The sequence below is a fragment of the Exiguobacterium sp. s191 genome, assembly GCF_018618955.1.
GTDB lineage: Bacteria > Bacillota > Bacilli > Exiguobacteriales > Exiguobacteriaceae > Exiguobacterium_A > Exiguobacterium_A abrahamii.
Window position 1 is genome coordinate 1664232 of record NZ_JACSNC010000001.1, and the last position, 25255, is coordinate 1689486.

At 45.9% G+C, this 25255-nt stretch carries 27 protein-coding genes; 11 read left to right on the plus strand and 16 right to left on the minus strand.

Features of this window, described 5'->3' with window-relative positions; translation table 11 throughout:
* Window positions 1–142 precede the first annotated feature (142 nt).
* On the plus strand, window positions 143–2683 hold the full coding sequence (locus tag KNQ09_RS08845) for a transglycosylase domain-containing protein (protein ID WP_214858155.1): 2541 nt from the start codon (window positions 143–145) through the stop codon (window positions 2681–2683).
* 44 nt (window positions 2684–2727) lie between these two features.
* Here the strand turns inward: KNQ09_RS08845 and acsA are convergent, their stop codons facing one another.
* Complete coding sequence (acsA, locus tag KNQ09_RS08850) at window positions 2728–4431, minus strand: acetate--CoA ligase (RefSeq protein WP_064299497.1); 1704 nt, start codon at window positions 4429–4431, stop codon at window positions 2728–2730.
* A 146-nt stretch (window positions 4432–4577) separates the two neighbouring features.
* On the opposite strand from acsA, the gene KNQ09_RS08855 reads away from it, so the two are divergent.
* The 4 genes from KNQ09_RS08855 to KNQ09_RS08870 all read left to right on the plus strand — a co-directional run bounded on the left by KNQ09_RS08855 (window position 4578) and on the right by KNQ09_RS08870 (window position 7912).
* Window positions 4578–5210, plus strand: a complete 633-nt coding sequence (locus tag KNQ09_RS08855; protein WP_149427723.1) for a GNAT family N-acetyltransferase — start codon at window positions 4578–4580, stop codon at window positions 5208–5210.
* A gap of 18 nt (window positions 5211–5228) precedes the next feature.
* Window positions 5229–5861, plus strand: a complete 633-nt coding sequence (locus KNQ09_RS08860) for an acetoin utilization AcuB family protein (RefSeq protein WP_023469065.1) — start codon at window positions 5229–5231, stop codon at window positions 5859–5861.
* Window positions 5858–7051 carry an acetoin utilization protein AcuC gene (locus KNQ09_RS08865; protein ID WP_214858156.1) on the plus strand — a complete coding sequence of 398 codons (1194 nt, stop codon included), beginning with the start codon at window positions 5858–5860 and terminating at the stop codon, window positions 7049–7051. Before KNQ09_RS08860 ends, KNQ09_RS08865 begins: the two co-directional genes overlap by 4 nt.
* Before the next feature lie 105 nt (window positions 7052–7156).
* Complete coding sequence (locus KNQ09_RS08870) at window positions 7157–7912, plus strand: maltotransferase domain-containing protein (RefSeq protein WP_156501819.1); 756 nt, start codon at window positions 7157–7159, stop codon at window positions 7910–7912.
* A 53-nt stretch (window positions 7913–7965) separates the two neighbouring features.
* Here KNQ09_RS08870 and ccpA read toward each other — a convergent pair whose 3' ends face one another.
* The 4 genes from ccpA to KNQ09_RS08890 all read right to left on the minus strand — a co-directional run bounded on the left by ccpA (window position 7966) and on the right by KNQ09_RS08890 (window position 11522).
* Window positions 7966–8976: a catabolite control protein A gene (gene ccpA / locus KNQ09_RS08875; RefSeq protein ID WP_023469068.1), complete on the minus strand. Its 1011-nt coding sequence runs from the start codon at window positions 8974–8976 to the stop codon at window positions 7966–7968.
* Window positions 8977–9134: 158 nt separating this feature from the next.
* A complete protein-coding gene (locus tag KNQ09_RS08880) occupies window positions 9135–10220 on the minus strand; it encodes a bifunctional 3-deoxy-7-phosphoheptulonate synthase/chorismate mutase (RefSeq protein WP_023469069.1) in 1086 nt (361 codons plus the stop codon).
* A 199-nt stretch (window positions 10221–10419) separates the two neighbouring features.
* Entirely contained in the window at window positions 10420–10956 is a 537-nt protein-coding gene (locus KNQ09_RS08885; protein WP_064299494.1) for a YtxH domain-containing protein, read from the minus strand.
* On the minus strand, window positions 10953–11522 hold the full coding sequence (locus KNQ09_RS08890; protein WP_029342359.1) for a DUF948 domain-containing protein: 570 nt from the start codon (window positions 11520–11522) through the stop codon (window positions 10953–10955). Before KNQ09_RS08890 ends, KNQ09_RS08885 begins: the two co-directional genes overlap by 4 nt.
* A gap of 139 nt (window positions 11523–11661) precedes the next feature.
* Between KNQ09_RS08890 and KNQ09_RS08895 the strand changes: the two genes are divergently transcribed.
* Window positions 11662–12774, plus strand: coding sequence for an aminopeptidase (locus KNQ09_RS08895; RefSeq protein ID WP_029342360.1), 1113 nt, complete (start codon window positions 11662–11664; stop codon window positions 12772–12774).
* A gap of 53 nt (window positions 12775–12827) precedes the next feature.
* Here KNQ09_RS08895 and KNQ09_RS08900 read toward each other — a convergent pair whose 3' ends face one another.
* The 7 genes from KNQ09_RS08900 to KNQ09_RS08930 form a co-directional block, all read right to left on the minus strand.
* Complete coding sequence (locus tag KNQ09_RS08900; RefSeq protein WP_023469073.1) at window positions 12828–13268, minus strand: Dps family protein; 441 nt, start codon at window positions 13266–13268, stop codon at window positions 12828–12830.
* A gap of 92 nt (window positions 13269–13360) precedes the next feature.
* Window positions 13361–13876, minus strand: a complete 516-nt coding sequence (locus tag KNQ09_RS08905) for a DUF2179 domain-containing protein (protein WP_023469074.1) — start codon at window positions 13874–13876, stop codon at window positions 13361–13363.
* Between the two features lie 172 nt (window positions 13877–14048).
* Entirely contained in the window at window positions 14049–15344 is a 1296-nt protein-coding gene (murC, locus tag KNQ09_RS08910; RefSeq protein WP_023469075.1) for a UDP-N-acetylmuramate--L-alanine ligase, read from the minus strand.
* Between the two features lie 78 nt (window positions 15345–15422).
* Entirely contained in the window at window positions 15423–16349 is a 927-nt protein-coding gene (locus tag KNQ09_RS08915) for a hypothetical protein (protein ID WP_214858157.1), read from the minus strand.
* Between the two features lie 37 nt (window positions 16350–16386).
* A complete protein-coding gene (gene ytpR / locus KNQ09_RS08920; protein ID WP_058264712.1) occupies window positions 16387–16995 on the minus strand; it encodes a YtpR family tRNA-binding protein in 609 nt (202 codons plus the stop codon).
* Window positions 16996–17048: 53 nt separating this feature from the next.
* Entirely contained in the window at window positions 17049–17849 is an 801-nt protein-coding gene (locus KNQ09_RS08925) for a DUF1444 domain-containing protein (protein WP_214858158.1), read from the minus strand.
* Window positions 17850–17902: 53 nt separating this feature from the next.
* Window positions 17903–18211 carry a thioredoxin family protein gene (locus KNQ09_RS08930; RefSeq protein WP_023469079.1) on the minus strand — a complete coding sequence of 103 codons (309 nt, stop codon included), beginning with the start codon at window positions 18209–18211 and terminating at the stop codon, window positions 17903–17905.
* A gap of 126 nt (window positions 18212–18337) precedes the next feature.
* On the opposite strand from KNQ09_RS08930, the gene KNQ09_RS08935 reads away from it, so the two are divergent.
* On the plus strand, window positions 18338–18628 hold the full coding sequence (locus KNQ09_RS08935; protein ID WP_023469080.1) for a hypothetical protein: 291 nt from the start codon (window positions 18338–18340) through the stop codon (window positions 18626–18628).
* Window positions 18629–18711: 83 nt separating this feature from the next.
* Here the strand turns inward: KNQ09_RS08935 and KNQ09_RS08940 are convergent, their stop codons facing one another.
* Window positions 18712–19725 carry a PTS sugar transporter subunit IIC gene (locus KNQ09_RS08940; protein ID WP_064299491.1) on the minus strand — a complete coding sequence of 338 codons (1014 nt, stop codon included), beginning with the start codon at window positions 19723–19725 and terminating at the stop codon, window positions 18712–18714.
* Between the two features lie 157 nt (window positions 19726–19882).
* Window positions 19883–20953 (minus strand): M42 family metallopeptidase, encoded by a 1071-nt coding sequence (locus KNQ09_RS08945; RefSeq protein WP_035396484.1) that lies wholly within the window; start codon window positions 20951–20953, stop codon window positions 19883–19885.
* 119 nt (window positions 20954–21072) lie between these two features.
* Between KNQ09_RS08945 and KNQ09_RS08950 the strand changes: the two genes are divergently transcribed.
* Both KNQ09_RS08950 and KNQ09_RS08955 read left to right on the plus strand, forming a co-directional pair.
* A complete protein-coding gene (locus KNQ09_RS08950) occupies window positions 21073–21375 on the plus strand; it encodes a PepSY domain-containing protein (protein WP_012371126.1) in 303 nt (100 codons plus the stop codon).
* A gap of 69 nt (window positions 21376–21444) precedes the next feature.
* A complete protein-coding gene (locus tag KNQ09_RS08955; RefSeq protein WP_058264707.1) occupies window positions 21445–21801 on the plus strand; it encodes a DUF1304 domain-containing protein in 357 nt (118 codons plus the stop codon).
* Window positions 21802–21842: 41 nt separating this feature from the next.
* Here KNQ09_RS08955 and KNQ09_RS08960 read toward each other — a convergent pair whose 3' ends face one another.
* Together KNQ09_RS08960 and trmB are read right to left on the minus strand one after the other, a co-directional pair.
* The gene (locus KNQ09_RS08960) at window positions 21843–22358 is read right to left on the minus strand and encodes a hypothetical protein (protein WP_058703918.1); all 516 of its coding nucleotides are present in this window, start codon (window positions 22356–22358) and stop codon (window positions 21843–21845) included.
* Window positions 22359–22474: 116 nt separating this feature from the next.
* Complete coding sequence (gene trmB / locus KNQ09_RS08965) at window positions 22475–23116, minus strand: tRNA (guanosine(46)-N7)-methyltransferase TrmB (RefSeq protein WP_023469086.1); 642 nt, start codon at window positions 23114–23116, stop codon at window positions 22475–22477.
* A 176-nt stretch (window positions 23117–23292) separates the two neighbouring features.
* On the opposite strand from trmB, the gene cydS reads away from it, so the two are divergent.
* Both cydS and alsS read left to right on the plus strand, forming a co-directional pair.
* Window positions 23293–23394: a cytochrome bd oxidase small subunit CydS family protein gene (gene cydS / locus KNQ09_RS17650; RefSeq protein WP_023469087.1), complete on the plus strand. Its 102-nt coding sequence runs from the start codon at window positions 23293–23295 to the stop codon at window positions 23392–23394.
* A gap of 162 nt (window positions 23395–23556) precedes the next feature.
* Window positions 23557–25248: an acetolactate synthase AlsS gene (gene alsS / locus KNQ09_RS08970; RefSeq protein ID WP_214858159.1), complete on the plus strand. Its 1692-nt coding sequence runs from the start codon at window positions 23557–23559 to the stop codon at window positions 25246–25248.
* Window positions 25249–25255: the final 7 nt, after the last annotated feature.

Sequence of the window (25255 nt, forward strand, 5' to 3'; positions counted from 1 at the left end):
ATGAAAATAAGATGGTTTTATGATACGTCGAAGACGAATCCGCTGTCAAGTCCGATTTCACTGGTGGATTTATGGTATAATACGTCTATCTGTGATTTAATATTAATTTACACCTAAGTTTAAGATGCAAAGGAGATCATTTATGCGCGAGAACTGGTTCAAGTTTTGGAATCACCCCCGGACGAAAGCCGTTCGGCACTGGTCGAATATCACATACGATGTTTCGTGGAACATCATTTTATTCCTCATCATAGCAGTCCTTCTCATCGGCAGCTTCTCTGTCGGAGCGGCTGGAGGATATTTCGCTTCCCTCGTCAAAGATACGAAAGCTCCACCTTTGACTGAGATGAAACAAGAAGTGAACAGTTATGCGGTGACAAGTCAAATTTACTGGGGAAGTGGCGAAAAGCTGACGAACATCTCAACGGATGAAGAACGTCAGCCGGTCGATATCAAAAATATCTCCCCTTATTTAATTGATGCGCTTCTATCAACGGAAGACGTAGATTTTTATCAACATGATGGAGTCGTTCCAAAAGCGACTTTACGAGCAGTCTTACAAGAATTGACGAATTCAGCGTCACGCACCGGCGGAAGTACGCTGACACAACAATTAATTAAAAACCAAATCCTGACGAACGAAGTTTCATTCGAACGGAAAGCAAAAGAGATCATCTTAGCGCTCCGCCTTGAAAATGCGATGTCAAAAGATGAAATTTTACAGGCATACTTGAATGTCGTCTCATTCGGACGAAATTCACTCGGGCGTAACATCGCTGGTATCGAAGCTGCTTCCCAAGGGGTCTTCAACAAATCAGCGAAAAAACTGACGTTACCACAAGCAGCTTTCCTCGCTGGTATTCCGAAAAACCCTTACTACTACACACCTTATCTACAAGGCGGTGTCGTCAAAAAAGACTTGACGCCAAGTGTCAATCGGATGAAGACCGTGTTGAAGCGGATGTATGTTGCAAAAAACATTACAAAAGAACAATATGAAAAAGCAATCAAACACGACATCACGAAAGACTTCGCGAAACAGTCGAAACGTTCGCGTGACACGTATCCGTATGTCTATGATTTAGCAGAACGTGAAGCGACGAAGATCATGACGAAGTACTTGATGAAACAAGATGGTGTGAAAGAAGACGAAGTCAAACCGTCTGAACTGGCAGAAGTCCGGGCAAACTATCAAGATCAAGCACTGGTTGCACTCCGTCAAGGTGGATACAAAGTTCACATGACGCTAGATAAAAAAATTCATGAATCGATGCAACAACCTGCGAAGAACAACGGGAACTTCCCTGGTGGCATGCAGTACAAACAAGTCGTCGATCCAAAAACGAAAAAAACTGTTTCGAAACAAGATCCAGAAGAAACAGCAGCAGTCATGGTTCAGAATGAGACGGGGCGTATCCTCGGATTCGTTGGTGGACGTTACCTTGATGGAAAAGCCGATGATTTTAACCGAGCATTCCAAGCGAAACGTCAAATCGGGTCAACGGCAAAACCAATTCTCGTCTACTCGAACGGGATTGAAAATCGTTTGATCACTCCGGCATCTACCGTCAATGATGAAGAGTACTACTACCAGACCGTACCACGTCAACCAGGTGATCGTCCGATCAAGAACGAAGGTGGACGTTATCGTGGAAACGTGACGGTTCGTACAGCACTTGAACTTTCATTAAACGTACCTGCCGTTAAGATTTACGAGAAGATGAACATGTCGAACTCGATTCAAAAACTCGTCGATATGGGTGTTGAAGTACCGGATGCGATTCGTTATGCTCCTTCGGCGGCACTCGGAACGATGGAGATTACACCGGTCGAACTTGCTGGTGCTTACGCGACACTCGCCAACTATGGTGAATTCGTGCAACCATACGTCATTTCGAAAATTACGAAAGACGGAAAAGATATCTATAAAGCAAAACCGAAGAAAAAACGAATTTATGAACCACGAACAGCTTACCTGACACTTGATATGATGCGTGGCGTCTTCTCAAAAGGTACAGCAACGTTTGCAAAAGATCGATTGAACGTTCCTGGAGATTGGGCTGGTAAGACAGGTACGACGAACGATGTCAAAGACTCTTACCTTGTCGGTTCCACTCCTGGTGTGACGCTTGCCGTTTGGACAGGACACGATCAGAACAACTCGCTCATCGGTCCAACGACGTATTACCAACGAACACAAACGCTGTGGTCACAAATGGCGAATGCGACGTATGCCGCGAACAGTAGTTACTTCAAATCCGGTGCCCGCTTCACACAACCATCTTCTGTAACAGCAAACGACTTTAAGAACAGTGGTCGCTTCAAAGAAGAAGATAAGAAGAAAAAAGCGGAAGAGGCAAAGAAAAAAGCCGAAGCGAAGAAAAAGAAAGAAGCAGAAGAAAAGAAAAAAGAAGCAGACGCACAGAAAAAAGAAGAGCAACAGAAAGAACAAGATCAGGCGAAAGAAAAAGCGGAAGCTGATGCTAAGAAAAAAGCAGCCGACGACGCCAAGCGTGCTGCCGATGCAAAAGCAAAAGCCGAAGCAGAGGCAAAAAAGAAAGCGGAAGCGGACGCTAAGAAAAAAGAAGCTGATGCTAAGAAAAAAGAAGCGGACGCTAAGAAACAGCAAGAACAACAGAAGAAACAAGATGAAAAGAAAAACGATGCTGCTTCTGAAAACTAATAAAAAGGATGAATCACCTGCCACGGTGATTCATCCTTTTTTGTTTAATCTTCCATCGTCGACAGATCACCTGTTTCAAGATTCAACTCCCATGCTTTTAGAACACGGCGCATGATTTTACCACTTCGTGTCTTCGGCAATTTATCCCGGAAATCGATTTCTCTCGGTGCCGCGTGAGCAGCCAGCCCCTCTTTGACGAATGCTTGGATTTCTTGTTTTAGCTCATCCGTCGGCTCGTAACCATCACGCAAGGCAATGAATGCCTTGATGATTTCACCGCGGACTGGATCTGGTTTCCCGATGACACCGGCTTCTGCGACAGCTGGGTGCTCGACGAGACGACTTTCGACTTCGAACGGACCAACCCGTTCTCCAGCCGTCATGATGACATCATCGACACGTCCTTGGAACCAGAAGTAACCTTCGTCATCCATATAGGCAGAATCCCCTGAGACATACCATCCTTTAAAGAAATACGATTCATATTTCTGCGGATTGTTCCAAATTTGACGCATCATCGATGGCCATGGTGTTTTTAAAGCAAGGTTCCCCATTCGGAATGGCGGTAACTCATTTCCTTGATCATCAATGATCGCAGCCTGAGTTCCTGGAATCGGTTTCCCCATCGATCCCGGTTTGATGTCCATCGACTTGTAGTTACAAATCATCATCGCGCCTGTCTCCGTCATCCACCATGTATCATGAATCCGTTGATCAAAGGCTTCTTTCCCCCAACGAATGACTTCTGGGTTCAACGGTTCGCCGACAGACAATACATGACGAAGACTTGAGAGATCATGATGATTTGCAACATCCGCTCCCGCTCCCATCAACATCCGGAAAGCCGTTGGTGCGCTATACCAGACCGTTACCTTATACTTCTCGATGACACTGTACCAGAAATCCGGATTGAAGCGTCCACCGACGACGATGTTCGTCGCGCCATTCAAGAATGGTGCGAAGATACCGTAACTTGTTCCTGTGACCCACCCCGGGTCAGCCGTACACCAGTAGACATCATCTTCTTGGAGATCAAGTACCCAGCGACCTGTCATTAAGTGCTGAATCATCGCATTTTGAACGTGGAGCACACCTTTCGGCTTCCCTGTCGATCCTGAAGTGTAGTGCAGGATCAATCCGTCTTCACGATCTAACCAGACCGGTTCGAATACATCGGATGCTTGCTCGAACGCTTTGCGGAAATCGAGTAATGTGTCCGATTCTTCGATATCTTCGTCGACAAGTACTACTTTTTCAAGTGATTCCAGTTCCCCAACTGGAACACGTGGGAGCAATGCCTTCGTCGTCACGAGTAACTTCGCTTCAGAATCAAGCAAGCGATCACGGACCGCTTGTTCCATGAATGCTTCAAATAACGGACCGACGATTGCGCCTACCTTCAGTGCGCCAAGCAAGGCAAAATACAATTCCGGTGAACGTGGCATGAAGATGAAAATACGGTCACCCATTTTGACCCCTGCATCGACTAATACGTTTGCCGCTTTATTCGTCAATCGTTTCATATCTGCATATGTGAATCGTTGTTCCGTCGTTCCATCGAAATAGATCAGCGCATCCTTGTTCGCCCGCTCGCCTTCTGCGTGGCGGTCGATTGCTTCATGAGCCATGTTGACTTTCCCCGTTGTCGCCCATGAAAAGTACTGCTCAGCATCTTTCCAGTCGTACGTGTTCGTTTCATCATACTCTGCTAACCAATGCTTCCCCGGAAGCGCTTTCAAAACTTTCATGTCTCGTTCCTCCCCTTCTATGTTTTCCTCTTTATTATAAGCTAGTTATCCGTCAGTTCAATCCATTTGCCGTCAATTTGTTAAAAAATCCCTCTCTTTGCTCAAGCGCTTTCGTCTATAATGAATAGGAAGGTGGTGACGCTTACATGTTTGAAAAACAATTCAATCATCGGACGCATGAAACATCACTCGGTCCTGTTGACATCGAAGGTCCCGTACCGAGTCAAACACTAGCAATGTATACACTCGATTCAGGGTTGACGGCTTTTCGTCCACCCGCTGAACAACATCAAGCGCTCGTTGAGATTGCAGACCTTGAGGAAGGACGGATCATCGTCGCCCGTCAAGGAACGGAAATCATCGGTTATGTGACTTACTTATACCCTGATCCATACGAAACGTGGAGCGAAGGAAACAATCCGTACATCTTGGAACTCGGAGCGATCGAAGTCTCCTCTCGGTTTCGCGGACAACAGATCGGTAAAAAATTGCTTGAAATCTCTATGCTCGATCCCGCTATGGAACACTATTTGATTTTAACGACTGAATATTATTGGCATTGGGACTTAAAAGGGAGCGGACTATCGGTCTGGGATTACCGAAAAATCATGGAGAAGATGATGAACCATGGTGGTCTTGTCTTCTTCCCGACCGACGATCCGGAAATCGCCTCCCATCCTGCCAACTGCCTGATGGCGCGTATCGGAAAACACGTCTCACCTGAAGTCGTCGCTCATTTTGATGCGCTACGCTTGAGAAGACGTTTCATGTATGACTGAGCTCGAGGAGGAATCGTCATGTTAATCGAACAAATCATGAATACGACGTGCATCACGATGCAACCGACGAATTCCATCGCGCATGCGGTCGAACTCATGCAACGTCATCAGATTCGTCATGTTCTTGTCGTCAATGCCCGCCATGAACTCGTCGGTCTTGTCGGACTAAAGGAAATTCAAAGCGCAAGTAGTATCTTTCATCCGGATACGGCAAAACAAGACCTACAGTATCCGGTCTCAAGCATCATGATTGAAAGTCCTGTCACGGCTCACCCGCTCGATTTTCTCGAAGATGCGGCTGTGCTGTTTTATGAATATCGATTGACGTGTCTGCCAATCGTCCGCGGTCGACGCCTTGTCGGTGTCGTCACGGAAACGGATTTGTTGCGGACATTCGTTCAATTGACGGGTGCACTCGAACCAAGTTCTCAAATCGAAATCCGTGTTGAGAACACTGCTGGAACATTAGCAAAGATTGCCGCACTGCTTGCCAAAACGAATATCAATATCTTAAATGTACTCGTATATCCAACAGACGATCCGTATGTCCGGATCGTTGCGTTTCGTGTCCAGACGATGAATCCGATTCGGATCATCGAAAAGTTGCGCAAAGAAGGATTCGATGTACTTGGACCGGATGTGAGCAGATGAAGGATTTTGCCTATCTGTACAGTCCTGAAGAGGCGACTTATCGGTTTTCGGAGACACATCCATTCAATCCGATTCGCCTCGAATTAACGGTTTCTTTGCTTGAAGCGATGCATCAATTAGATGACATTCCTTGTATCGCGCCACGTCATGCGACTGATGAAGAATTGTCACTCGTTCATGATCAGGATTATATTGCTGCCGTCAAAGCAGCCGGGACCGGAGCATTAACGCCTCTCAAGGCACAGATGTATGGTCTCGGGACAGAAGACACCCCTTTGTTCCAGGGGATGCATTCGGGCGCTTCTCTCCTTGTCGGCGGCACGATTGAAGCATGTGACCTCGTCTTATCTGGTCAATATAAACGGACCTTTCATATCGGTGGCGGATTGCATCACGGATTCCGTGGGCGTGCCTCTGGTTTTTGTGTCTATAACGATACCGCTGTCGCCATGGCAGCCATGATTGAAAAATATCACTGTAAAATTCTTTATGTCGATACGGACGCTCATCACGGTGATGGTGTACAATGGGCCTTTTATAATCGAAAGGACGTCATGACATTGTCTCTCCATGAGACGGGTCGCTACTTGTTTCCAGGAACGGGAATGGTGACGGAACGAGGGTCTGAAGAAGGATATGGATTTAGCTGGAACGTGCCACTGGACGCCTTTACGGAAGATGATTCGTTTTTACTCGCTTATGAGACGACACTCTTTGAAGCCTGTGAATTGTTCCAACCGGATCTCATCATTACGCAAAATGGTGCCGATGCACACGCGCTTGATCCATTGACTCATTTATCCTTAACGATGAAAAGTTATGAGCAGATCCCTCAAATCGCCGTCGCTGCAGCAAATAAATATACGAATGGAAAAATCGTTGCTTTAGGAGGCGGTGGCTATGACTGGTATCGTGTCGTCCCCCGCGCGTGGAGTCAAGTTTTTGCTGCCATGACCGGACAAGCTCCGTTTCGTGGAGAGATTCCTACTTCATGGCAAGAACGTTGGAGTGGACAAGAAACACCCCCACCAACACACTGGCATGATCCAACACCACTCTACCCCGCCATTCCGCGACGACCTGAAATCGAAGAAAAAAATTGGGAGACCGTCAAACGACTAATTTGGCCGTTCGTGAGCGATGAGCGTAAAAAACAATTGACTGCGACTTCCCCTTACTCCGTTGATTAATCGACTTTATATCTTCACATTTATTTCGTTCGGAGTTCACAACTTGTTGCTATACTAAATATGGAATTTTTACTTAGTAAATGAATAATAGTTGGGGGAATCATCATGAAAAAGGCATGGCTTTATTCCGGTCTTATTCTATCGACGGGGATCGTACTCGCAGGGTGCGGCAATGAAAAACAGGCAATGGATCACGATAACATGCAAGGGTCAGGAAAACCGACGGTCGAGGTCAACGTCAATGTTCCGGCCAAGACAATGGAAGAAGATAAAGTTGTTTTTAAAGCGTCAGCTGTCGAACAAAAGAAACCAGTCAATCTTGAGGACGTGACATTTGAAGTTTGGGAAGCCGGAAAACAAGACGGTGCCCATCAAAAGTTCAAGGCAACCTTGAAAAAGACGGGTTCTTATCAAGCAGAAGCTAAGCTTGCTGAAGGTGAGTATGAAGGACTGTATCATATCAATGATAAAAAAGGACTCCATCATATGGATAAGATCTCATTCGTCGTCATGGATCATTCACATGAAAAAGAGGAAGCATCGCACGAGCATGGACATGATCACGAAGCCGTCGATGGCCTGTCTGTCCATTACATGGGCGCAACAAAAGCGAAAGCTGGTGCTGAACTTCCCGTCTCCTTTCATGTTTTCCTCGATGGGAAACCGCTAAAAGCGAACGTACAAGTGGAAGTCATTGAAACGGGCATTGAAAAGCATAACTACGTTCCTCTAGAAAAAAAGGGTGATGCCTACAGCGGGAAAGTGACATTGACTGCACCTGGTCAGACGACGGTTCGACTCCATGTCGAAAATGACAAACTCCACCATCACCAAGATGAACTTATTACCGTCGCGAAATAAAAAAACGTCTCTTTTTTCAAGCAGCTTGCTTGAGAGAAGAGACGTTTTTTCGATTAAGGACGTGTCGAATCCCGTTGTTCGATTCGGTGTGGTAACGTGACATCGTTCGTTTCAATTTCTTCTTTGTTCAAGATTTTCGTCAATAGACGCATCGAGACTGCTCCGATATCATACATCGGTTGAACGACAGTCGTCAGTTTCGGACGAATCATCGTCGCAAGACGTGTGTTATCGTGTCCGATGACTTCGAAGTCTTCCGGTACACGGTGTCCAGCATCCTGTAAGGCATGGATGACACCAAGAGCCATCTCATCCGTTCCAGCAAAAATCGCGCGTGGGCAATCTTCTCCAAGTTCAAGCAATTGATTCATCGCCTTCATTCCTGAATCATACGTATAGTTTCCAAGCACGACATTTTGCTCGTTAAACGGAAGATTTGCTTCTTCGAGTGCTCGGCGATAACCCGCAAATTTCTTTTCACCATTGATTTGCTGTTCGAGTGGTCCAGTGATGAATCCAATCCGTTCATGTCCACGATCGATCAAAGACTTAACAGCATCGTGCGCAGCACTCTCATAATCGATGTTGACGGCAGGAAGATCATAATCTTGATTCAACGTCGCAGCAAGAACGATCGGAACTGGTGATGTTTTGAACTCACGAACGAGATCCTCATGCAAACGTCCGCCCATGAAGATGATTCCATCCACCTGTTTTCCGAGTAATGTATTGAGCAAATGAATCTCTTTTTCCCGATTTTGGTCGGAGTTACATAAAATGATGTTATATTTATACATTGTCGCGACGTCCTCAATCCCGCGTGCTAAATCCGCAAAGAAGATGTTCGAGATATCGGGCACGATGACACCGACCGTCGTTGTTTTTTTACTTGCCAGTCCACGGGCAACAGCGTTCGGACGATAACCAAGCTGTTCGATTGCGTCTTGGACCTTCTTTCGTGTAGATGGTTTGACATTCGGGTTTCCGTTGACGACACGCGATACAGTCGCCATCGAAACAGCAGCCTCTCGCGCGACATCGTAAATCGTAATATTACTATTCAAAACAAATTCCTCCTTTAGTATGATCCATCTCAAGTGTTTTCATTTCGTTTTCATTTTTAGGCAACACGAAAGGAAGACAGGAAAAGATAGTTTTCTTTTCCCATTCTTCCTTCATTGTAAAACGTTTTCATTCGCTTTAGGTTACCCTTTTTCGGAAATCATTGAACGTTTAGTGCCGGAAAGGTAGTCGTCAAGTTTTCGATGAACGTATCGAATTCTTGGAAATCGAGTTGTTGGTTCGCATCAGACAACGCAAGTGCTGGGAACGGATGGACTTCGACCATGACAGCGTCTGCTCCAATCGCGTATGCCGCTTTTGCTGTTGGCAAGAGTAAATCCTTACGTCCTGTCGAGTGCGTGACATCGACCATGACAGGGAGATGCGTCTCTTGCTTCAGAATCGGAACTGCTGAGATATCAAGCGTGTTCCGCGTTGCACGTTCATACGTCCGAATACCACGCTCACATAAGATGACTTGATCGTTACCACTCGCCATGATGTACTCAGCCGCGTACATGAATTCCTCGAGTGTTGCAGAAAGACCTCGTTTTAAAAGAACCGGTTTATTCGTACGACCGACTTCCTTGAGTAAATCGAAGTTTTGCATATTGCGTGCGCCGACCTGGATGATGTCGACATATGGTAAAGCAGATTCAACGGCGCTCGGTGTCATGATTTCAGTGATGACATGCAAACCGTGCGCGTCCGCTGCTTTTTTCAACATCTTTAGACCTTCGAGTCCTAGACCTTGGAAGTCGTAAGGCGATGTACGTGGTTTGTACGCTCCGCCTCGCATGAACTTCACGCCATGTTTCGCGAGCTGTTCCGCGACCTCAAATACTTGTTCTTCGCTCTCGACCGCACACGGTCCAGCGATTAATTGTTGCGAACCGTCTCCGATGACGGCATCTCCGATCCGGATGATCGTATTCGTCGGTTTTTGTTTCCGTGATACGAGTAATTTCCGAGTCCGATCTTCTCCTTGTAATTCGAGAGAAGCTTTGAAAATTTCTTTAAATACATGCTGAAGGCGTCCTGTTTCAAAAGGTCCATGGTTATTAGCGGCAATTGATTCGAGCATTTGACGTTCTCGAACAGGGTCGTATCGATCAAGCCCTTGTGCTCGTTTGACTTTTCCGATTTCAACGGCAATTTGACCTCGTCTGTTCATCAATTCCAATAATTCTGCATTCACTAAATCGAGTTCATCACGTAATCTTTTTAATTCTGCATGTTGATCCATGTCCTACCACTCCCTAATCAGCATATAGCTCGTAATAGCAACTAATTATAGCGAACTCTTTCCCTGTTGTACATAAAGAAGCTGCATGATTTCTTAAAATATGAAAATAAATTACGTTTTTTCATATAATTTTTTTGTGTTTTCTCTATAAGGAAACATAGAAAAAGAGCCCTCGTGATGAGAGCTCCTCATATATTGATTATTTCTTATGATTCACATCAGACTGCGGATCATTGTCTTCCTCTTGTTCGTCTGCTAACTGTTCGCGTAACTCCGAAAGTTCAACGACCGTCTCCGTGTCGATCTCTTCTGCAACAGACGCCCCATCCACTTCGTCGCCGATTTCACGTTCGATGTCACGTACGAGTTGCTCCGCTTCTGCGAGAGCAGCATCAATGCTTGCTTGATCCTTCTCAAAGCCCGCATATTGTGCCGCTTCTTGAACCGTTGAATTATTCTTCGCTTTTTCAATGACAGGCGCTGCCTTATCTTTCGCTAGTTGAATCCACTCACCTACGAGTGGCTCCGCTTTTTCACGGACAACTTGTGTCTGTTCCGTCAAACGTTGACGCGCAGGCGCCGTACGCTCGTCAATCAGATTGCGTACTTCACGACCTGATTTTGGGCTAGAAAGGAGAGCTGCCGCAGCACCAATCAATCCACCAACGATGACTCCGGCAAGGAAGCCTCCTCCTTTAGAAGAATCTTGTGCTTGATATGGGTGTTGTTTCGTCATGATTTACGATCTCCCTTCAACTCATCTGGAATGCTTTCAACGTCCGGTACTGACACGACTTCCGGTGTGACCGGCGCCTCTGCCTTTTTCCGGAATCGACGACGTGGCTTTTTCTCAACCGTCGTCGTTGCCGTCGAATGATTTTGAACCGTAGTCTCTGCCGGTTTATTTTTCTTAAATAACTCTACAGCGACTGAGCCCCAACGGACTGCTTGCGCAATCTGTTCTTTATTCGTATCCGCTGCACCAGCAACCGTATCGGATACTGTCCGGACAGAATCTGTCACTTTGTTTAAAGACGTACCGAGTTCTTCGATCGAGTTTGCGACAGGTGCAAGCAATTCTGTTTTTTCTTCAATCGTATCGACCAGACGATTCGTCTTATGTAACAACGCTGTCGTCTCCATCATGATACCGTCTAATTGACGTTCAAGTCCTGCTGTCGTGTTGGCTACATTGTTGAGCGTCTTACTCGCAGCACCTAATACACGGGCAAGGAAAATGACGAGCACTACGAATGCAATCGCAGCGACTAATCCGGCGATTCCGCCTAATGTGATTTCCATGGTTCTTGCCTCCAATTTTTTTGCATAGTCTTTTGTTGTTAGTTCGACATGTAGCAAGTCGTTCCTGCTACTCCAAATGGTTTATTTCCGTTACAATGATAAATGAAACCTACATAATCCATTTCGAGGGGGAAATTTCATGCGTGACCCACGTCTTACTCAACTGGCAACGAATCTCATTAACTATTCGGTTGCCCTTGAACCTGGTGAAAAAGTATTGATTGAAAACTTCGGCATCGAACGCGAACTGGTCGAGGCACTCGTTGAAGCTGCCTACGCGGCTGGCGGACATCCGTTCGTCTTACTTAAGGATAATCGTATCCTACGAAAATTATACCGAAATGCTTCAGAAGAGCAACTCCAATTGATGGCAGACATCGAACGCAAGCAAATGCAAGCGATGGACGCATACATCGGACTACGTGCTGGTGATAACATCAATGAATTGTCAGATGTGCCGGCTGAACAGATGAAACTTTACGGTCAAACGATCGGTAAGATGCACACACAAGATCGTGTCAAAGGAACGAAATGGGTCGTACTTCGTTTCCCAACTGCATCGATGGCGCAACTTGCGAATCAATCGACAGAAGCATTCGAAGACTTCTACTTCGATGTCTGCACGCTTGATTATGAAAAAATGGGACAAGCGATGGAACCACTCGTCGACTTGATGAACCGGACGGATCGTGTTCGTCTCGTCGGACCAGGAACGGATCTAACGTTTTCAATCAAAGACATCCCAGCCATCAAATGCGCCGGAAATGCTAACATTCCAGACGGTGAAGTCTTTACGGCACCCGTCAAGGATTCGGTCAACGGTGTCATCTCATATAACACACCATCTCCGTATCAAGGGTTCACGTTTGAAAACGTCAAACTGACGTTCAAAGATGGTAAAATCGTCGAAGCGACGGCGAACGATACGGATCGGATCAACCAAGTCTTCGATACAGATGCTGGTTCTCGTTTTGTCGGCGAATTCGCGATCGGCGTCAATCCCTTCATTCAGCATCCAATGAAGGATATTCTATTCGATGAAAAAATCGATGGCAGCTTCCACTTCACACCAGGTCAAGCTTACGAAGAAGCCTACAACGGTAATGACTCATCCGTTCACTGGGATCTCGTCAACATCCAACGTCCTGATTACGGTGGTGGAGAAATCTGGTTCGACGACGTATTGATCCGTAAAGACGGTCGTTTCGTTCTTCCAGAACTCGAAGTCCTCAATCCTGAAAACCTGAAATAAGAAAAAGCGGATGGCTCGTCCTTCATTAGGACGGGGTCATCCGTTTCTTTATCTTATTTTTTCAATGTCGCACGAAGCATCCAAATTTGTTTTTCGATTTCCTTCGCTTGACCAAGTAGATCATCTTCAACCGTCACGTCTTGTGCCTCAAGATGTTCAATCGCATCGAGCATCTCTTTTCGGACTTGTTGGAAGTCTTTGATGACGGAATCAATCATCTCATCTGCCGATAATCCCGATTTCGCTTCTTCAAGCGTTGTTTGCTCTAAATACTCTTTTAGTGTCGCAGAAGGTGTTCCGTTATTCATCAGGAGACGTTCTGCAACGACATCATATTGTTCAGACACCCATGTATAAAGTTCTTCAAGCTTCTCGTGAAGCGTTAAGAAGTCTGGTCCTTTAATGTACCAATGATAATTGTGGAGTTTGACGAACAGCACCCCATAGTTTGCTACCTGTTGATTCAAAGCTGATTTTGCATGATTACTAATCATCTGATATTCCCCTTTCCTGATTTCAAATGACGTTCTATTTCATCTTTATCCTTAAATAACAAAGAATAAACATCATTCTCAGGAAAAGTGCTCTATCGAGGACGCTTTAATCCTTTCAACATATACCCACCTTTGAAGTCGACAGAATCGAATGCGACGAGGAATGCTTTCGGTTCGTATTCTTCGACGAGATTACGAAGCACTTTCATACGTGTTCGAGCCGCGAGCACATCTAACCGATAACGGACACCGTCTCGTCCTTGACCTTGATAATGTGTCACACCAAAACCATTATCGCGAATGACTTGAATCAGTTCCGCTGGAAATTCTTGCGTATGCACTTGAATCATATTGTAACCGATGGCGAGTTTTCGCTCGACATATCCACCGACGAGTATTCCTAGACCAAATCCAAGCGCGTAAACGACCATACCGAGTGTCGTTAAGTCTTGGAATACGATTCCTAGTGCAAAAATGTAAATCAATGTTTCGACTGTGCCAAATAATCCGGCAATGACAGTTCGCCCTTTGACGAGCATGATCGTCCGTAATGTCAAAACAGGAACGTAAATCAACTGGAGCAATAAGATGAGTAAAATCTGTCCCATGGTGTCTTTCCTTTCTGTTAATAACTTCAACACATACACACTATTTCAAACTTTTTTTCAAGATGCAATCCTATTTTAGATTTTCCTCATCGGTTTTTTGAAATTACTATCATAATTCAAAAATACGACAAAAAAAGTGCCACTCGAGTCGAGTGACACTTTTGATTCTCGCTTATTTCACACTTTGATACTGATGCTGATACGTTTGGATATCGCCCGCTCCCATGAACAGAAGCACAGCATTTTCATGCTGACGTAGAACAGACACGTTATCGCGCGTCAGAATAGAAGCTTGCGGGATTTTCTCCTGCAGATCTTCGACGCGAACTTGCCCTTCCTGCTCACGTGCCGATCCAAAGATTTCGCATAGATATGTCGCATCTGCTTCACGTAAAGAAGTCGCGAAATCATCCATGAATGATTTCAAGCGTGTGTACGTATGCGGTTGGAAAATCGCAATGACTTCGCGGTCCGGATATTTCTTCCGTGCCGACTCAATCGTCGCGCTGATTTCCTTCGGATGGTGCGCGTAGTCATCTACTAGGATTTGTGTGCCGAATTCCGACTCACTGAAGCGACGTTTTACACCACCAAATGTGGCTAAACGTTCAGCAACGTCGTCTTTGCTCAATCCTTCGTACTGACAGATCGCAATGACAGAGAGTGCATTCAAGACATGATGACGACCGAATCCTGGAATGAGGAATGTGCCGTAGAAATCATCACGTAAATAAACATCAAATGATGTACCATCTGGCGTTGACGTCGCGTTTTCCGCGCGGAAATCATTGTTTTCTCCAAATCCATAATAGAGAACAGGTACATTCGCTTGAATGTTTTGAAGATGCTCATCATCTCCACAAGCAACGATCGCTTGCTTAACCTGCATCGCCATTTCTTGGAATGCCGAAACGACGTCATCGATTCCTGTGAAATAATCCGAATGATCGAAGTCGATATTCGTCATGATAGCGTAGTCCGGCTTGTAATATAAGAAGTGACGTTTGTATTCACATGCCTCGAAGACGAATGCTTTCGCATCCTCTACTCCTGCCCCTGTCCCGTCTCCGATCAAGAAAGCTGTCGGCGTGATACCGCTCAAGACGTGTGAAAGCAAACCTGTCGTCGACGTTTTTCCGTGTGAGCCTGTAATGGCGACCGAACGATATTCATTTGCTAGGTGTCCTAAGAAATCGTAATAATGATGGATGGTTAAACCAAGTTCATTTGCCCGTGCGATTTCTGGATGATCATCTCCAAAAGCATTCCCTTGGATGATGACATAATCTTCTTTGATGTTATCCGCATTGAACGGGAAAAATGGAATTCCCTTAGCCCGTAACGCGTCTTCAGTAAAAATGTGCTTTTCGATGTCTGAACCTTGCACCTCATGATTCATCTCATGTAGTACTTGGGCGAGCGCACTCATCCCTGTTCCTTTGATTCCAACAAAATGATACTTTGTCATATAAAAGCCCTCCAATTCACGTTCCGGTCCGTACCATCGGGCTCGGGTACAAAACCTGTACCATTATAGCAAACCGATTTATTTTTTACCATGTAAATTATTTTGTTCTCGACGTGCGCGATACATCGCCATCAAGTCTTTCGTCGTCATGACGACGTTAACAGGCGGTCCGACCGGTTTTTTCACTTCCGACTGAACAGGCTTATCCACCTCAGTAACAGATGGATCTTGATCTACTTCAACAGCAGATGGATCAAAAGTCGGTGCGAAGCTCTCCGCTTGTTGCTCAGCTTCTTTTTCATCAGCAGACTCTTCACTTGATGTCTCTGTCGGAACAACTAATTGTTCCACCGTCTCACTGTTGGAAGATGTTTCAGTTCCGTCCGTTTCTTCTACTTCGGTTACGGTCGGCACTTCTCCTCTTACGAGCTCTTCACTTGTGTGAGGTTCCGGTACAAGTAATTCGACGTCCGTCACCGGTACAAGACCAGCATTCGCTTCGTCTGATACGACTTCTGTCGGATCAACTGATTGTTCCATCGTCTCACTGTCGGAAGATGTTTCAGTTCCGTCCGTTTCTTTTACTTCGGTTACGGTCGGCACTTCTTCTCTCACGAGCTCTTCACTTGTGTGAGGTTCCGGTACGAGTAATTCGACATCCGTCACCGGTACAAGACCAGCATCTGCTTCCGCTTCTTCTAATACGACTTCTGGCGCGATCAGTTCTTTATCCGTCAAAGCAACCTCATCAGTATTTCCCTCTTCGACTGTTTCCGAAACCTGCTCACTCATTTCCGTTTCTTCCGCAGCTTTTACGGTTTCCGATGCAGATTGCTTCGGACGTTGGAATCCATAAATCGGTGAAGGCACATCCGTTAAAACGAAGCGATCTTCACGCTCCTCTTTTTTCGGACGTTCCACCGGCTTTGTCTCACGTTCCCCTGCAAGCTCTCGACGAATCCGGGCAGCCTGCTCTTTTAGTGACTGTTCATAACGATTACTCATACGTTCACCCCTCCATCTTGTTAAAAAATCGGTCGAATCATCGACCGATTGAGAATGCTTCCCCTACTGCTTTTGTATCATCGAGTACAAGAATCCCTTTTTCTTGTGGTGCATCGACAAGTCCGAGCTCACGCGCTGAACAGAGCATACCGCTTGATGGTACGCCGCGTAACGCTGAAGGACGGATGATTAACCCAGACGGCATGACCGCTCCCGGTTTAGCAACGACTACTTTTTGACCCGCCGCTACATTCGGTGCTCCACAAACGATTTGTAAAGTTCCGTTATCTACTTCTACCTGACAGACCGATAATTTATCAGCATCCGGATGCTTCTCGCAAGAAGCAACGAACCCAACAACGAATTTCGGAGAATAATCCACTTGTTCGAGTGACAATTCGATATCTCGACTCGCCAGTTCCTTTTGGATGCGTGTTGCCAATTCTTCCGTCAATTCAACCGGTCCTTGTGTCTCGATCGTAAACGTAGTCGAAGCATCAAACAGGTTGTAACCGACGACACGATCACCATGCTTGATAGTTGCTACGTCTCCTTCACGAGTCGCTGTCACTTCCGCACGTGGTGCGTCTTCCAAAATGATCATTAAGACGTCGCCGACGCCCTCTTTATTATAAAACACATTCATTCAATCCATGACTCCCTTCCGTCTTTCTCACAATGCCTATTGTATCAGATTCTTCACTCTTTCGGCTGCTTGTTTTTCGCAAGGACGAAGACCGGCTCCAGATTGCCATCTTCATATAAGAATGGCAGTGCCGTGACCGGTACACGACCGTTCGAGAAGAAGTCAAACATCAACTGCTGTAAGACATCATATCCGGCGTCATTCCGAATATCAGCGAAAATCAGGACATCCTGATGCGGAATTCCGACTGCGAATTCTCCTTCGATTTGCGCCGCATAATCGGCTAATAAAGTCTTGTTCAAAACACGACTCGCCTCATATCCGTCGCCGAGACTCAAGAAATAAAAGATATTCCCTGCGACTTCGTCTTGTTTAAATGGCGCTTCAAGCGATTTCACATTAAAACGCGCTGCTTCTGATAACTGTTCAGCTGTCCATTCAGCAGACGCCACCAGTAACTCCTCATCAATCAAACGATACGTCGCCCCTAAATCAAGTGCGTACATGATTTTCGTCTCACCCGTATGTGGTGTACTGACGAGCGTCTTCCCTTCTTTTGTCGTATCGGCAAACGATTTAGCGCGAATGACAGGAAAGATTTTTTGTTCTTGTCCAACGAGTGAGATTTGATCCGTTTGTCCGAGTACAGCACGGATATATTCGATCGTCTCTTCGACTGCGATGACACCTCTTCGTTTTGCTTTTGCGACAAGCGGATTCAATCCGACATCAACGCCTGATTTATCGTGCTTTCGCTCAATTCGTAATACAGACTTTTCACGATCGAAATATGTCGTGTACCCTTCTTCTTCAAATGTTTGTGTCATCATTCTTCGGATTTGTTGTAGTTCCATTCGAATTCATCCTTTCTATCATGAAAAAAAGCGAGTCAGCGCTCGCTTTTTTCTTAAACCGTCTCTAAAAATGCTGTCACCTGTTCTGGTGTCTTCCGCTCTTTCCCGACATAACGCCCTGTCTCTTCACCATCGCGGAATGCAACAAAACTCGGAATTCCGAAGATGTCCATTTCCTGGGCAATTTCAATATGATCGTCGCGATCGACGTAGTAAAACTCGAAGCCGTTAAATGTTTGCTCGATTTCCGGCATGAACGGATCTAAGAAGCGGCAATCCGGGCACCAGTTTGCTGAGAATAAAAAGACGGCATTTCCTTGTTTTGCTGTATCGAATTCTTGTTTGGATTGTAATGTTTTCATGATGATTTCCTCCTTTGATTTCCCTAGAAGTCATTGCCCTCATCATAGCATATTCAATTGTGGCTGTGCGTTTTCGTGCTTGGTTTGCTATACTGCAACTAGAAAACACCTGGAAAGGACTTCACTATGGCAGATCAACCAATCAAACATCCGTTCGAACGCTTCGTCGGCTTCGTTGGCATGACGAGTTGTTTACGTTACGGCTATTCCTTCATTGATTCCGAACGAAGCTTACCCGAAATCTTTTTGTATTTGGTCGTCGGTTTTGCGATCATCATTTTACTCGAAGCACTCGGAAAACGACTCGCTCGAAAATTGCCTGTCGTACGCATGCGGTATTTGACTCCACTTTACCTCATTTACCTCTACGTTTTCTTTACGAGTTTTTATTCAAGTTCATTCGGATTCTCTTTATGAAAAAAGCTGATTCAAAAAGTCATATGCTTGTTCGTCCACCATCCGGTCAAACAGGCGTATCCTTTAGAATCAGCTTTTTGTATTTAATATTCGATTTTTAAATCGCCATCTTGAATCCGACCGAGACGTCGTAATATGCGATAAATGAAATAACTGATGATGCCGGGCGCAAGGAAACAGAGGACAGCGACTGCTAGGTAATACTCCATTTCGAACCCCATCGTTTTTAATAACATCAATGGACCAACGAATCCGCTCGTACCCATACCAGAACCTTCCGGATTGCTCTCAAGCATTAACAGAACAGTCGCAAACGGCGCTAGTATAGCACCGGCTGCAGTTGGTGGTAGAAGAATCCAAGGATTTCGAATGATATTCCCTACTTGTAGCATCGATGTTCCAATCCCTTGAGCAACCACACCACCGATTCCGTTATCACGGTAACTGATGACGCCAAACCCAATCATCTGTGCCGCACAACCGATCGTCGCCGCCCCTGCAGCAAGTCCATCCAAACCAAGCATGATTCCAAGCGCAGCACTCGAAATCGGCGCTGTCAATGCAAGACCCATGACGGTAGCAACGAAAATTCCCATGAATAACGGTTCGCGTTCCGTTCCCCAACGAATCAACTCACCGAGATCCGTCATGCCTTTTCCAATCCACTTTCCTGCGTAACGTCCGGCAACGAATCCGGCTAGTAACGTAACGAATGGCGTCAATAAAATATCGAGTCGCGTCGTCTTTGAAACGAGTTTTCCGACCTCTGTCGCAAGAAGCGTTGCAATGTAACTACCTGCTGGTCCTCCTGCTTCATATCCGACCGCACCAACGGCAACTGCTGCGAACAAGATCAGCGGTGGTGCCTCAAGTGCAAACGCTACAGCCACACCGATTGCTGGCCCAGTCAGTGCGATTGCCTGCTCTCCTAACTGAATGAGGAACTTCGCCTCTACACCACGATCGACCAGTCCCTCACCAATCGTTCGGATGATGAGACCCATGATCAACGAACTAAACAAACCAAGTGCCATATAACTTAATACGGTGATGAAATATACTTTAGGGCTAAGTGAGATCCCTTTTTGTTTGAACATCTTGTCACGTCCTTTTCTTAACATCGCGTATCATTATATCAAATCTCCTTTCTATCCGACTACATTGTTTTTCCAACTGACAAGACAGTTCATGCTTACGTCGTTCTTATTAAACAAAAACAGACAGCGGATTCACATCCACTGTCTGTCATGTCATTCACTTGACTTGTAGCGTCGCGAGTGTCGTCGTATCGAGGTTCGTGACGAGTTTCCGAAGCAATTCCTTCGCCGCATCATAATCATCTGTATGCATGATCGATGCATGCGTATGGATGTAGCGTGCTGGTAAACCAACGACTGTCGTTGGAATCCCATTATTCGAACGATGGATGACACCACCATCGGTTCCACCTGCACCGACATAATACTGGTACGGAATCTTGTTCGATTCTGCCGTATCGAGGACGTAATCCGTCATCTCTTTTGAGAGGATCATGACACTGTCTTTAATTCGAAGCAATGGTCCTTGTCCGAGTTGACCGAATTCCGTTTTGTCTCCTGATGCATCATTGGCAGGAGAAGCGTCGACGACGAACGCGACGTCGGGATCGATGAGTGCCGTCGCTGTTTGTGCACCGCGCAATCCAACTTCTTCTTGAACCGTTGCACCCGAGAACAAAATGTTCGGATGATCCGCCGCTGTCGTCTCTTCCAACAATTCAATCGCCATTCCGACACCATAGCGGTTATCCCATGCTTTCGCCATGATCTTCTTCGGATTCGCCATCGGTGTGAACGGGAAGAATGGTACGGCAGGAATACCTGGACGTACTCCAAACGATTCTGCCTCTTCTTTTGAGTCTGCACCGATATCGATGAACATGTCTTTGATCGCCATTGGCTTATTGCGCACTTCTTCTGTCAATAAGTGTGGTGGAATCGATGCGATGACACCAGGGATGACACCGTTGTCCGTACAGATCGAGAAGCGTTGCGCAAGCAACACTTGGCTCCACCAGCCACCGAGCGGTTGAATCCGCAACATTCCGTTCTTCGTGATTTGCGTCACCATGAATGCCACTTCGTCCATGTGCCCGGCAACCATGACTTTCGGCCCTGTCGCATCGCCTGTTCGTTTTCCAAAAATCGAACCAAGCCCATCCGTAACGATCTCATCCGTGACAGGTGTGATGCGCTCGCGAACGAACTGACGAACGTCGTGCTCAAACCCCGGTGCCCCGTTCAATTCCGTCAGTGTTCGAAATAACTCTCTCGTTTTTTCATTCATATGTATCGCCTCCTGCTTCTCATTATACAAAAAATTGCTTCTATCACTTAACCTTTTGTTTCTCTCTGAACGAATTATTTGGTACAGTAGGAATAGAACCTGTAAGGAGGGGAATTTTAATGAAAAAACGCTATTGGATTATCGGATTGGCAGCAGCTGTCGTCGCCGCTTTCGCAGTGAAGAAAGCCGTTGATAACAAACAACTTTCTGCCGAGGAAGCGCTCGAAATCACGAAACGCACATTTTCAGCAAAAGGACGTGTCCAAGGTGCATGGATCTCTGCAACACCAGAGGCTTACGCATATGAGTCACGTGACTACCAAAGCTACAAAGGTGGCATCTCGGTCCTTGAAGGTGATGACGAAAAAACGTATCAATTCACAGTTGATGCCGAAACTGGCGCTTTACTCGAATACGCTTAATCAAAAGACCGTGCTTCGATCGACGAAGTACGGTCTTTTTTCCACGTTCATCTGAAGGAGGTATGATTCATGTCGATTCTTGCTACGCTGTTCGTTATCCTCGTTGCTTTGGAACACTTTTATATTTTAGCACTTGAAATGTTCTTTCTTTCTTCCAAAGCGGCTCGTCGAACGTTCGGTTTAACGGACGAAGCTGTTGCATCACAACAAATTCGGACACTTTTTGCGAATCAAGGCTTATATAATGGATTTTTAGCAGCCGGACTAGTATTTGGTCTGATTCGTCAGGATGTGGCTGTTCAATTGTTCTTTTTAGCATGTGTCATTATCGCTGCGCTTTATGGCGCCGTGACTGCCAATCGCTCCATTTTACTCAAACAAGGCTTGCCTGCCATACTTGCTTTCATCTTCGTGTTGCTTGCATGAAAAAAGCCTCTATCCGATTGGATAGAGGCTTTTTTTCTTAATTAACGCGGGTTGTCGTTGCGTTCGTAGATCGGGTTCATGTATTCCGTCGTCGAGTATAGACGTGGAACAACGATGTATAAGATGACCGCTGGTACAGCGATGATCAACAACATCAAGAGCATCGGTAACCAGTAGACGACTTTTTGTTGAAGATTATCCGAGTTACCGTCGATGTATTCTTTTACGCCATCAACTTTTGCAGCATCGGCACTCGTCAACAATTTACCGCTATCGGCATTGAAGAAGTGGATTTCACGTTTGATCGTGATGAAGATGCCGTCACGGACTGTCTCGATGACAGCGATTCCGCCGATGACTTCTTCTCCTTTTTCATTCGTGAACGTCTTCGGATCCTCGATTTCGACCGAACCTTTTTTATAATCGTAATGCGTCGTTGGTAATTCCTCATTTAATGCTTTCGTCATTTCTGAGGTATCAACCGCAGCAAGTACCGATTGACCGATACTTAATGCGAGAAAGAGCGCCGTTACGAAGGCTAAGCTTTTCTGCCACATCCCCAAATTCCCCCTTTACCTATAAGTACAAGTTCTTCAGTCAACAACATTGTACCAATTAATAAGAAAAAAGTGTGAAAGAAATACCAGGAAAATAAGAAAACTTTTTGTCTAAATTAATTTTGGTACGTTGCTTCCATCCGATAAATCGGTTGACCCATTGATGAAAAACGCTCTTCGTACTCTGTCCGGACGTTATCTTCCGGTTCATTCGCATGTAAATCAAGCGACATCCAGTCGAAGCGCATACCGTATGCTGACATCGTCATCAAACTCGATTCGAACAACTTCCGATTATCTGTCTTGAAGTGGATTTGACCTTTCGCCGGTAAAATATCTTCATATGTCGAGAGGAATGTTTTATACGTCAAGCGGCGTTTCGCATGACGTGTCTTTGGCCATGGATCAGAGAAGTTCAAGTACACGCGGGACACTTCACCTTTTTCAAAGTAATCACGTAGGTCTTTTGCATCGACCGTCAAGACGCGAACGTTCGATTGTGGTGTTTCGACCAATTTTTGAACAATCGTCACGGCAACGCTTTCGAATAGTTCGATCGCGATGAAGTTGATATCCGGGTGTTGGTGCGCCATTCCGGTAATGAAAGCTCCTTTCCCTGATCCCACTTCGATGTAGATCGGGTTATCATTCTTGAACTCGCTAGCCCATGCTCCTTTAAGAGATGCTGGTTCTGCTATATAGATCGAGGATTGTTCCTTCATATAATCCTGCGCCCATGGTTTATGTCGTAAACGCACTATCGTTCATCCTTTCCAAACTTAAATTATCCGCAGATAAGTTTATCATGATTCGGGTAATTATATAAGAACTTCTTCGTTTCCTGTCGAAGAATGTTCAGCAGTTCGTCACTTGAGAAATAGTGAGCATTCTAATACACTTAAGGTACGTAAGAACCGAAAAGGAGGGCTATACTGTGGATGATTTCTTGATTAGTTGGGCATCTCCCATCGTTCTCGTCTTGGGAATCACTGCTTTGTTCGTCTGGGCGACTTTCGGAAAAGTCGACGTCGAATAAGGGCAATCTCTGTACCTTGTGTAATCATACACAAGGTACTTTTTTTATTTTCTAAATGATTTTAGGTTGGTTTTACCATGAAACAGATGTATACTTTTTTTGAAACAGATACTTTATTACAGCTATCGAACACCAAAAACGTTGGTAAAAAGGAGAATTGTAATGAACAAAAATAAAAACAGTTATTCAAAAGAACTAGTACAGAAGAAAACAGGTGCGGATCTCGTCGTCGATTCACTCATCGAGCAGGGTGTTGATTACATCTTCGGTATTCCCGGCGCCAAAATCGATTCCGTCTTCAATGTGTTACAGGACCGGGGACCTGAACTCATTGTTGCACGCCACGAACAAAACGCTGCCTTCATGGCTCAAGCCATCGGACGCTTGACGGACAAACCGGGTGTTGTCCTTGTGACATCTGGTCCTGGGGCATCAAATTTAGCGACTGGTCTTGTGACGGCGAACTCTGAAGGTGACCCTGTTGTCGCAATTGCCGGAGCTGTCACGCGGGCCGATCGTTTAAAACGAACACATCAGTCCATGGACAATCAGGCACTCTTTACACCGATTACGAACTTTAGTGCTGAAGTGCAAGATGCCGATAACATTCCAGAAGTATTATCGAATGCTTTCCGAACAGCTGAAACGACAGCTGGAGCTGCTTTCGTCAGTATCCCACAAGACGTTGGGTTAAGCGAAGCGAACGTCACGGCGTTCCGTGCGGTTGAAGCACCAAAGCTCGGCGTTGCACCAGAAGCATGGGTCGATGAAACAGCCCGTCTGATTCAAGAGGCAAAACTCCCTGTCTTGTTACTCGGTATGCGCGCGAGTCAACCAGACGTCGTACACGCGATTCGTTCGTTACTCAAAAACGTCTCGATTCCTGTCGTTCAGACATTCCAAGCAGCCGGCACATTATCACGTGAGCTTGAATCGAATTTCTACGGACGTGTTGGATTGTTCCGCAATCAGCCGGGAGATGCATTACTTGCAGAAGCGGATCTCGTCCTCTCGATCGGTTATGACCCAATCGGTTATGACCCGAAATTCTGGAACCAACCAACGCACGACCGGACGCTTGTTCACATCGATCAAATGCGTGCTGAAATCGATCATTTCTATCGTCCAGATCATGAGCTTGTCGGTGATATGGCGAAAACCGTCGATGCGATCGCTGAACGCCTACGACCACTCACATTACCTGAAAGCTCTGTTCAGTTCCTTGAAGGATTGCATCAACGTCTTGTCGATCGCGATGTTCCTCCTGTCGCGGATTCTCCATTGACGCATCCACTTTATTTCATGAAGACGTTGCGTGAAAAAATTGCGGACGATGTCACCGTCACGGTCGATGTCGGCTCACACTATATTTGGATGGCACGTCACTTCCGTTCGTACGAACCGCGCCACCTCCTCTTTAGTAACGGGATGCAAACGCTCGGCGTCGCACTTCCATGGGCAATCGCAGCTACACTCGTTCGTCCCGGAAAGAAAGCTGTCTCGATTTCAGGTGACGGCGGATTCCTCTTCTCTGCAATGGAACTTGAGACAGCTGTCCGTTTGAACTCACCACTCGTCCACTTCGTCTGGCGCGACAGCGGATTCGATATGGTCGCGTTCCAACAAGAGATGAAATACAAACGGAAATCCGGTACGTCATTTGGTGACGTCGATCTCGTCAAATATGCGGAAAGCTTTGGAGCAAAAGGACTCCGCGTCAATCATCCTTCGGAACTCGCAGCAATCATGGATGAAGCACTCGCGACAGACGGTCCCGTCATCGTCGATGTACCGATCGATTACCGTGACAACATCGCGCTCGGAGAACAAGTTCATCTCGATCAATTGAACTAAGGAGGAT

Coding starts and splice junctions, on each gene's coding strand:
- KNQ09_RS08925 (WP_214858158.1), bottom strand. CDS start 17,849: ATGGAACTACAACAAATCCGAAGAATGATGACACAAACATTTGAAGAA.
- KNQ09_RS08890 (WP_029342359.1), bottom strand. CDS start 11,522: ATGGAAATCACATTAGGCGGAATCGCCGGATTAGTCGCTGCGATTGCA.
- KNQ09_RS08915 (WP_214858157.1), bottom strand. CDS start 16,349: ATGAGTAATCGTTATGAACAGTCACTAAAAGAGCAGGCTGCCCGGATT.
- KNQ09_RS08930 (WP_023469079.1), bottom strand. CDS start 18,211: ATGAAAACATTACAATCCAAACAAGAATTCGATACAGCAAAACAAGGA.
- KNQ09_RS08940 (WP_064299491.1), bottom strand. CDS start 19,725: ATGTTCAAACAAAAAGGGATCTCACTTAGCCCTAAAGTATATTTCATC.
- KNQ09_RS08955 (WP_058264707.1), top strand. CDS start 21,445: ATGTCGATTCTTGCTACGCTGTTCGTTATCCTCGTTGCTTTGGAACAC.
- KNQ09_RS08845 (WP_214858155.1), top strand. CDS start 143: ATGCGCGAGAACTGGTTCAAGTTTTGGAATCACCCCCGGACGAAAGCC.
- KNQ09_RS08935 (WP_023469080.1), top strand. CDS start 18,338: ATGGCAGATCAACCAATCAAACATCCGTTCGAACGCTTCGTCGGCTTC.
- KNQ09_RS08895 (WP_029342360.1), top strand. CDS start 11,662: ATGCGTGACCCACGTCTTACTCAACTGGCAACGAATCTCATTAACTAT.
- murC (WP_023469075.1), bottom strand. CDS start 15,344: ATGACAAAGTATCATTTTGTTGGAATCAAAGGAACAGGGATGAGTGCG.
- KNQ09_RS08855 (WP_149427723.1), top strand. CDS start 4,578: ATGTTTGAAAAACAATTCAATCATCGGACGCATGAAACATCACTCGGT.
- KNQ09_RS08950 (WP_012371126.1), top strand. CDS start 21,073: ATGAAAAAACGCTATTGGATTATCGGATTGGCAGCAGCTGTCGTCGCC.
- ytpR (WP_058264712.1), bottom strand. CDS start 16,995: ATGAATGTGTTTTATAATAAAGAGGGCGTCGGCGACGTCTTAATGATC.
- KNQ09_RS08905 (WP_023469074.1), bottom strand. CDS start 13,876: ATGGGACAGATTTTACTCATCTTATTGCTCCAGTTGATTTACGTTCCT.
- KNQ09_RS08880 (WP_023469069.1), bottom strand. CDS start 10,220: ATGGATCAACATGCAGAATTAAAAAGATTACGTGATGAACTCGATTTA.
- KNQ09_RS08945 (WP_035396484.1), bottom strand. CDS start 20,953: ATGAATGAAAAAACGAGAGAGTTATTTCGAACACTGACGGAATTGAAC.
- KNQ09_RS08960 (WP_058703918.1), bottom strand. CDS start 22,358: ATGTGGCAGAAAAGCTTAGCCTTCGTAACGGCGCTCTTTCTCGCATTA.
- KNQ09_RS08860 (WP_023469065.1), top strand. CDS start 5,229: ATGTTAATCGAACAAATCATGAATACGACGTGCATCACGATGCAACCG.
- KNQ09_RS08900 (WP_023469073.1), bottom strand. CDS start 13,268: ATGATTAGTAATCATGCAAAATCAGCTTTGAATCAACAGGTAGCAAAC.
- alsS (WP_214858159.1), top strand. CDS start 23,557: ATGAACAAAAATAAAAACAGTTATTCAAAAGAACTAGTACAGAAGAAA.
- KNQ09_RS08870 (WP_156501819.1), top strand. CDS start 7,157: ATGAAAAAGGCATGGCTTTATTCCGGTCTTATTCTATCGACGGGGATC.
- acsA (WP_064299497.1), bottom strand. CDS start 4,431: ATGAAAGTTTTGAAAGCGCTTCCGGGGAAGCATTGGTTAGCAGAGTAT.
- KNQ09_RS08865 (WP_214858156.1), top strand. CDS start 5,858: ATGAAGGATTTTGCCTATCTGTACAGTCCTGAAGAGGCGACTTATCGG.
- KNQ09_RS08885 (WP_064299494.1), bottom strand. CDS start 10,956: ATGACGAAACAACACCCATATCAAGCACAAGATTCTTCTAAAGGAGGA.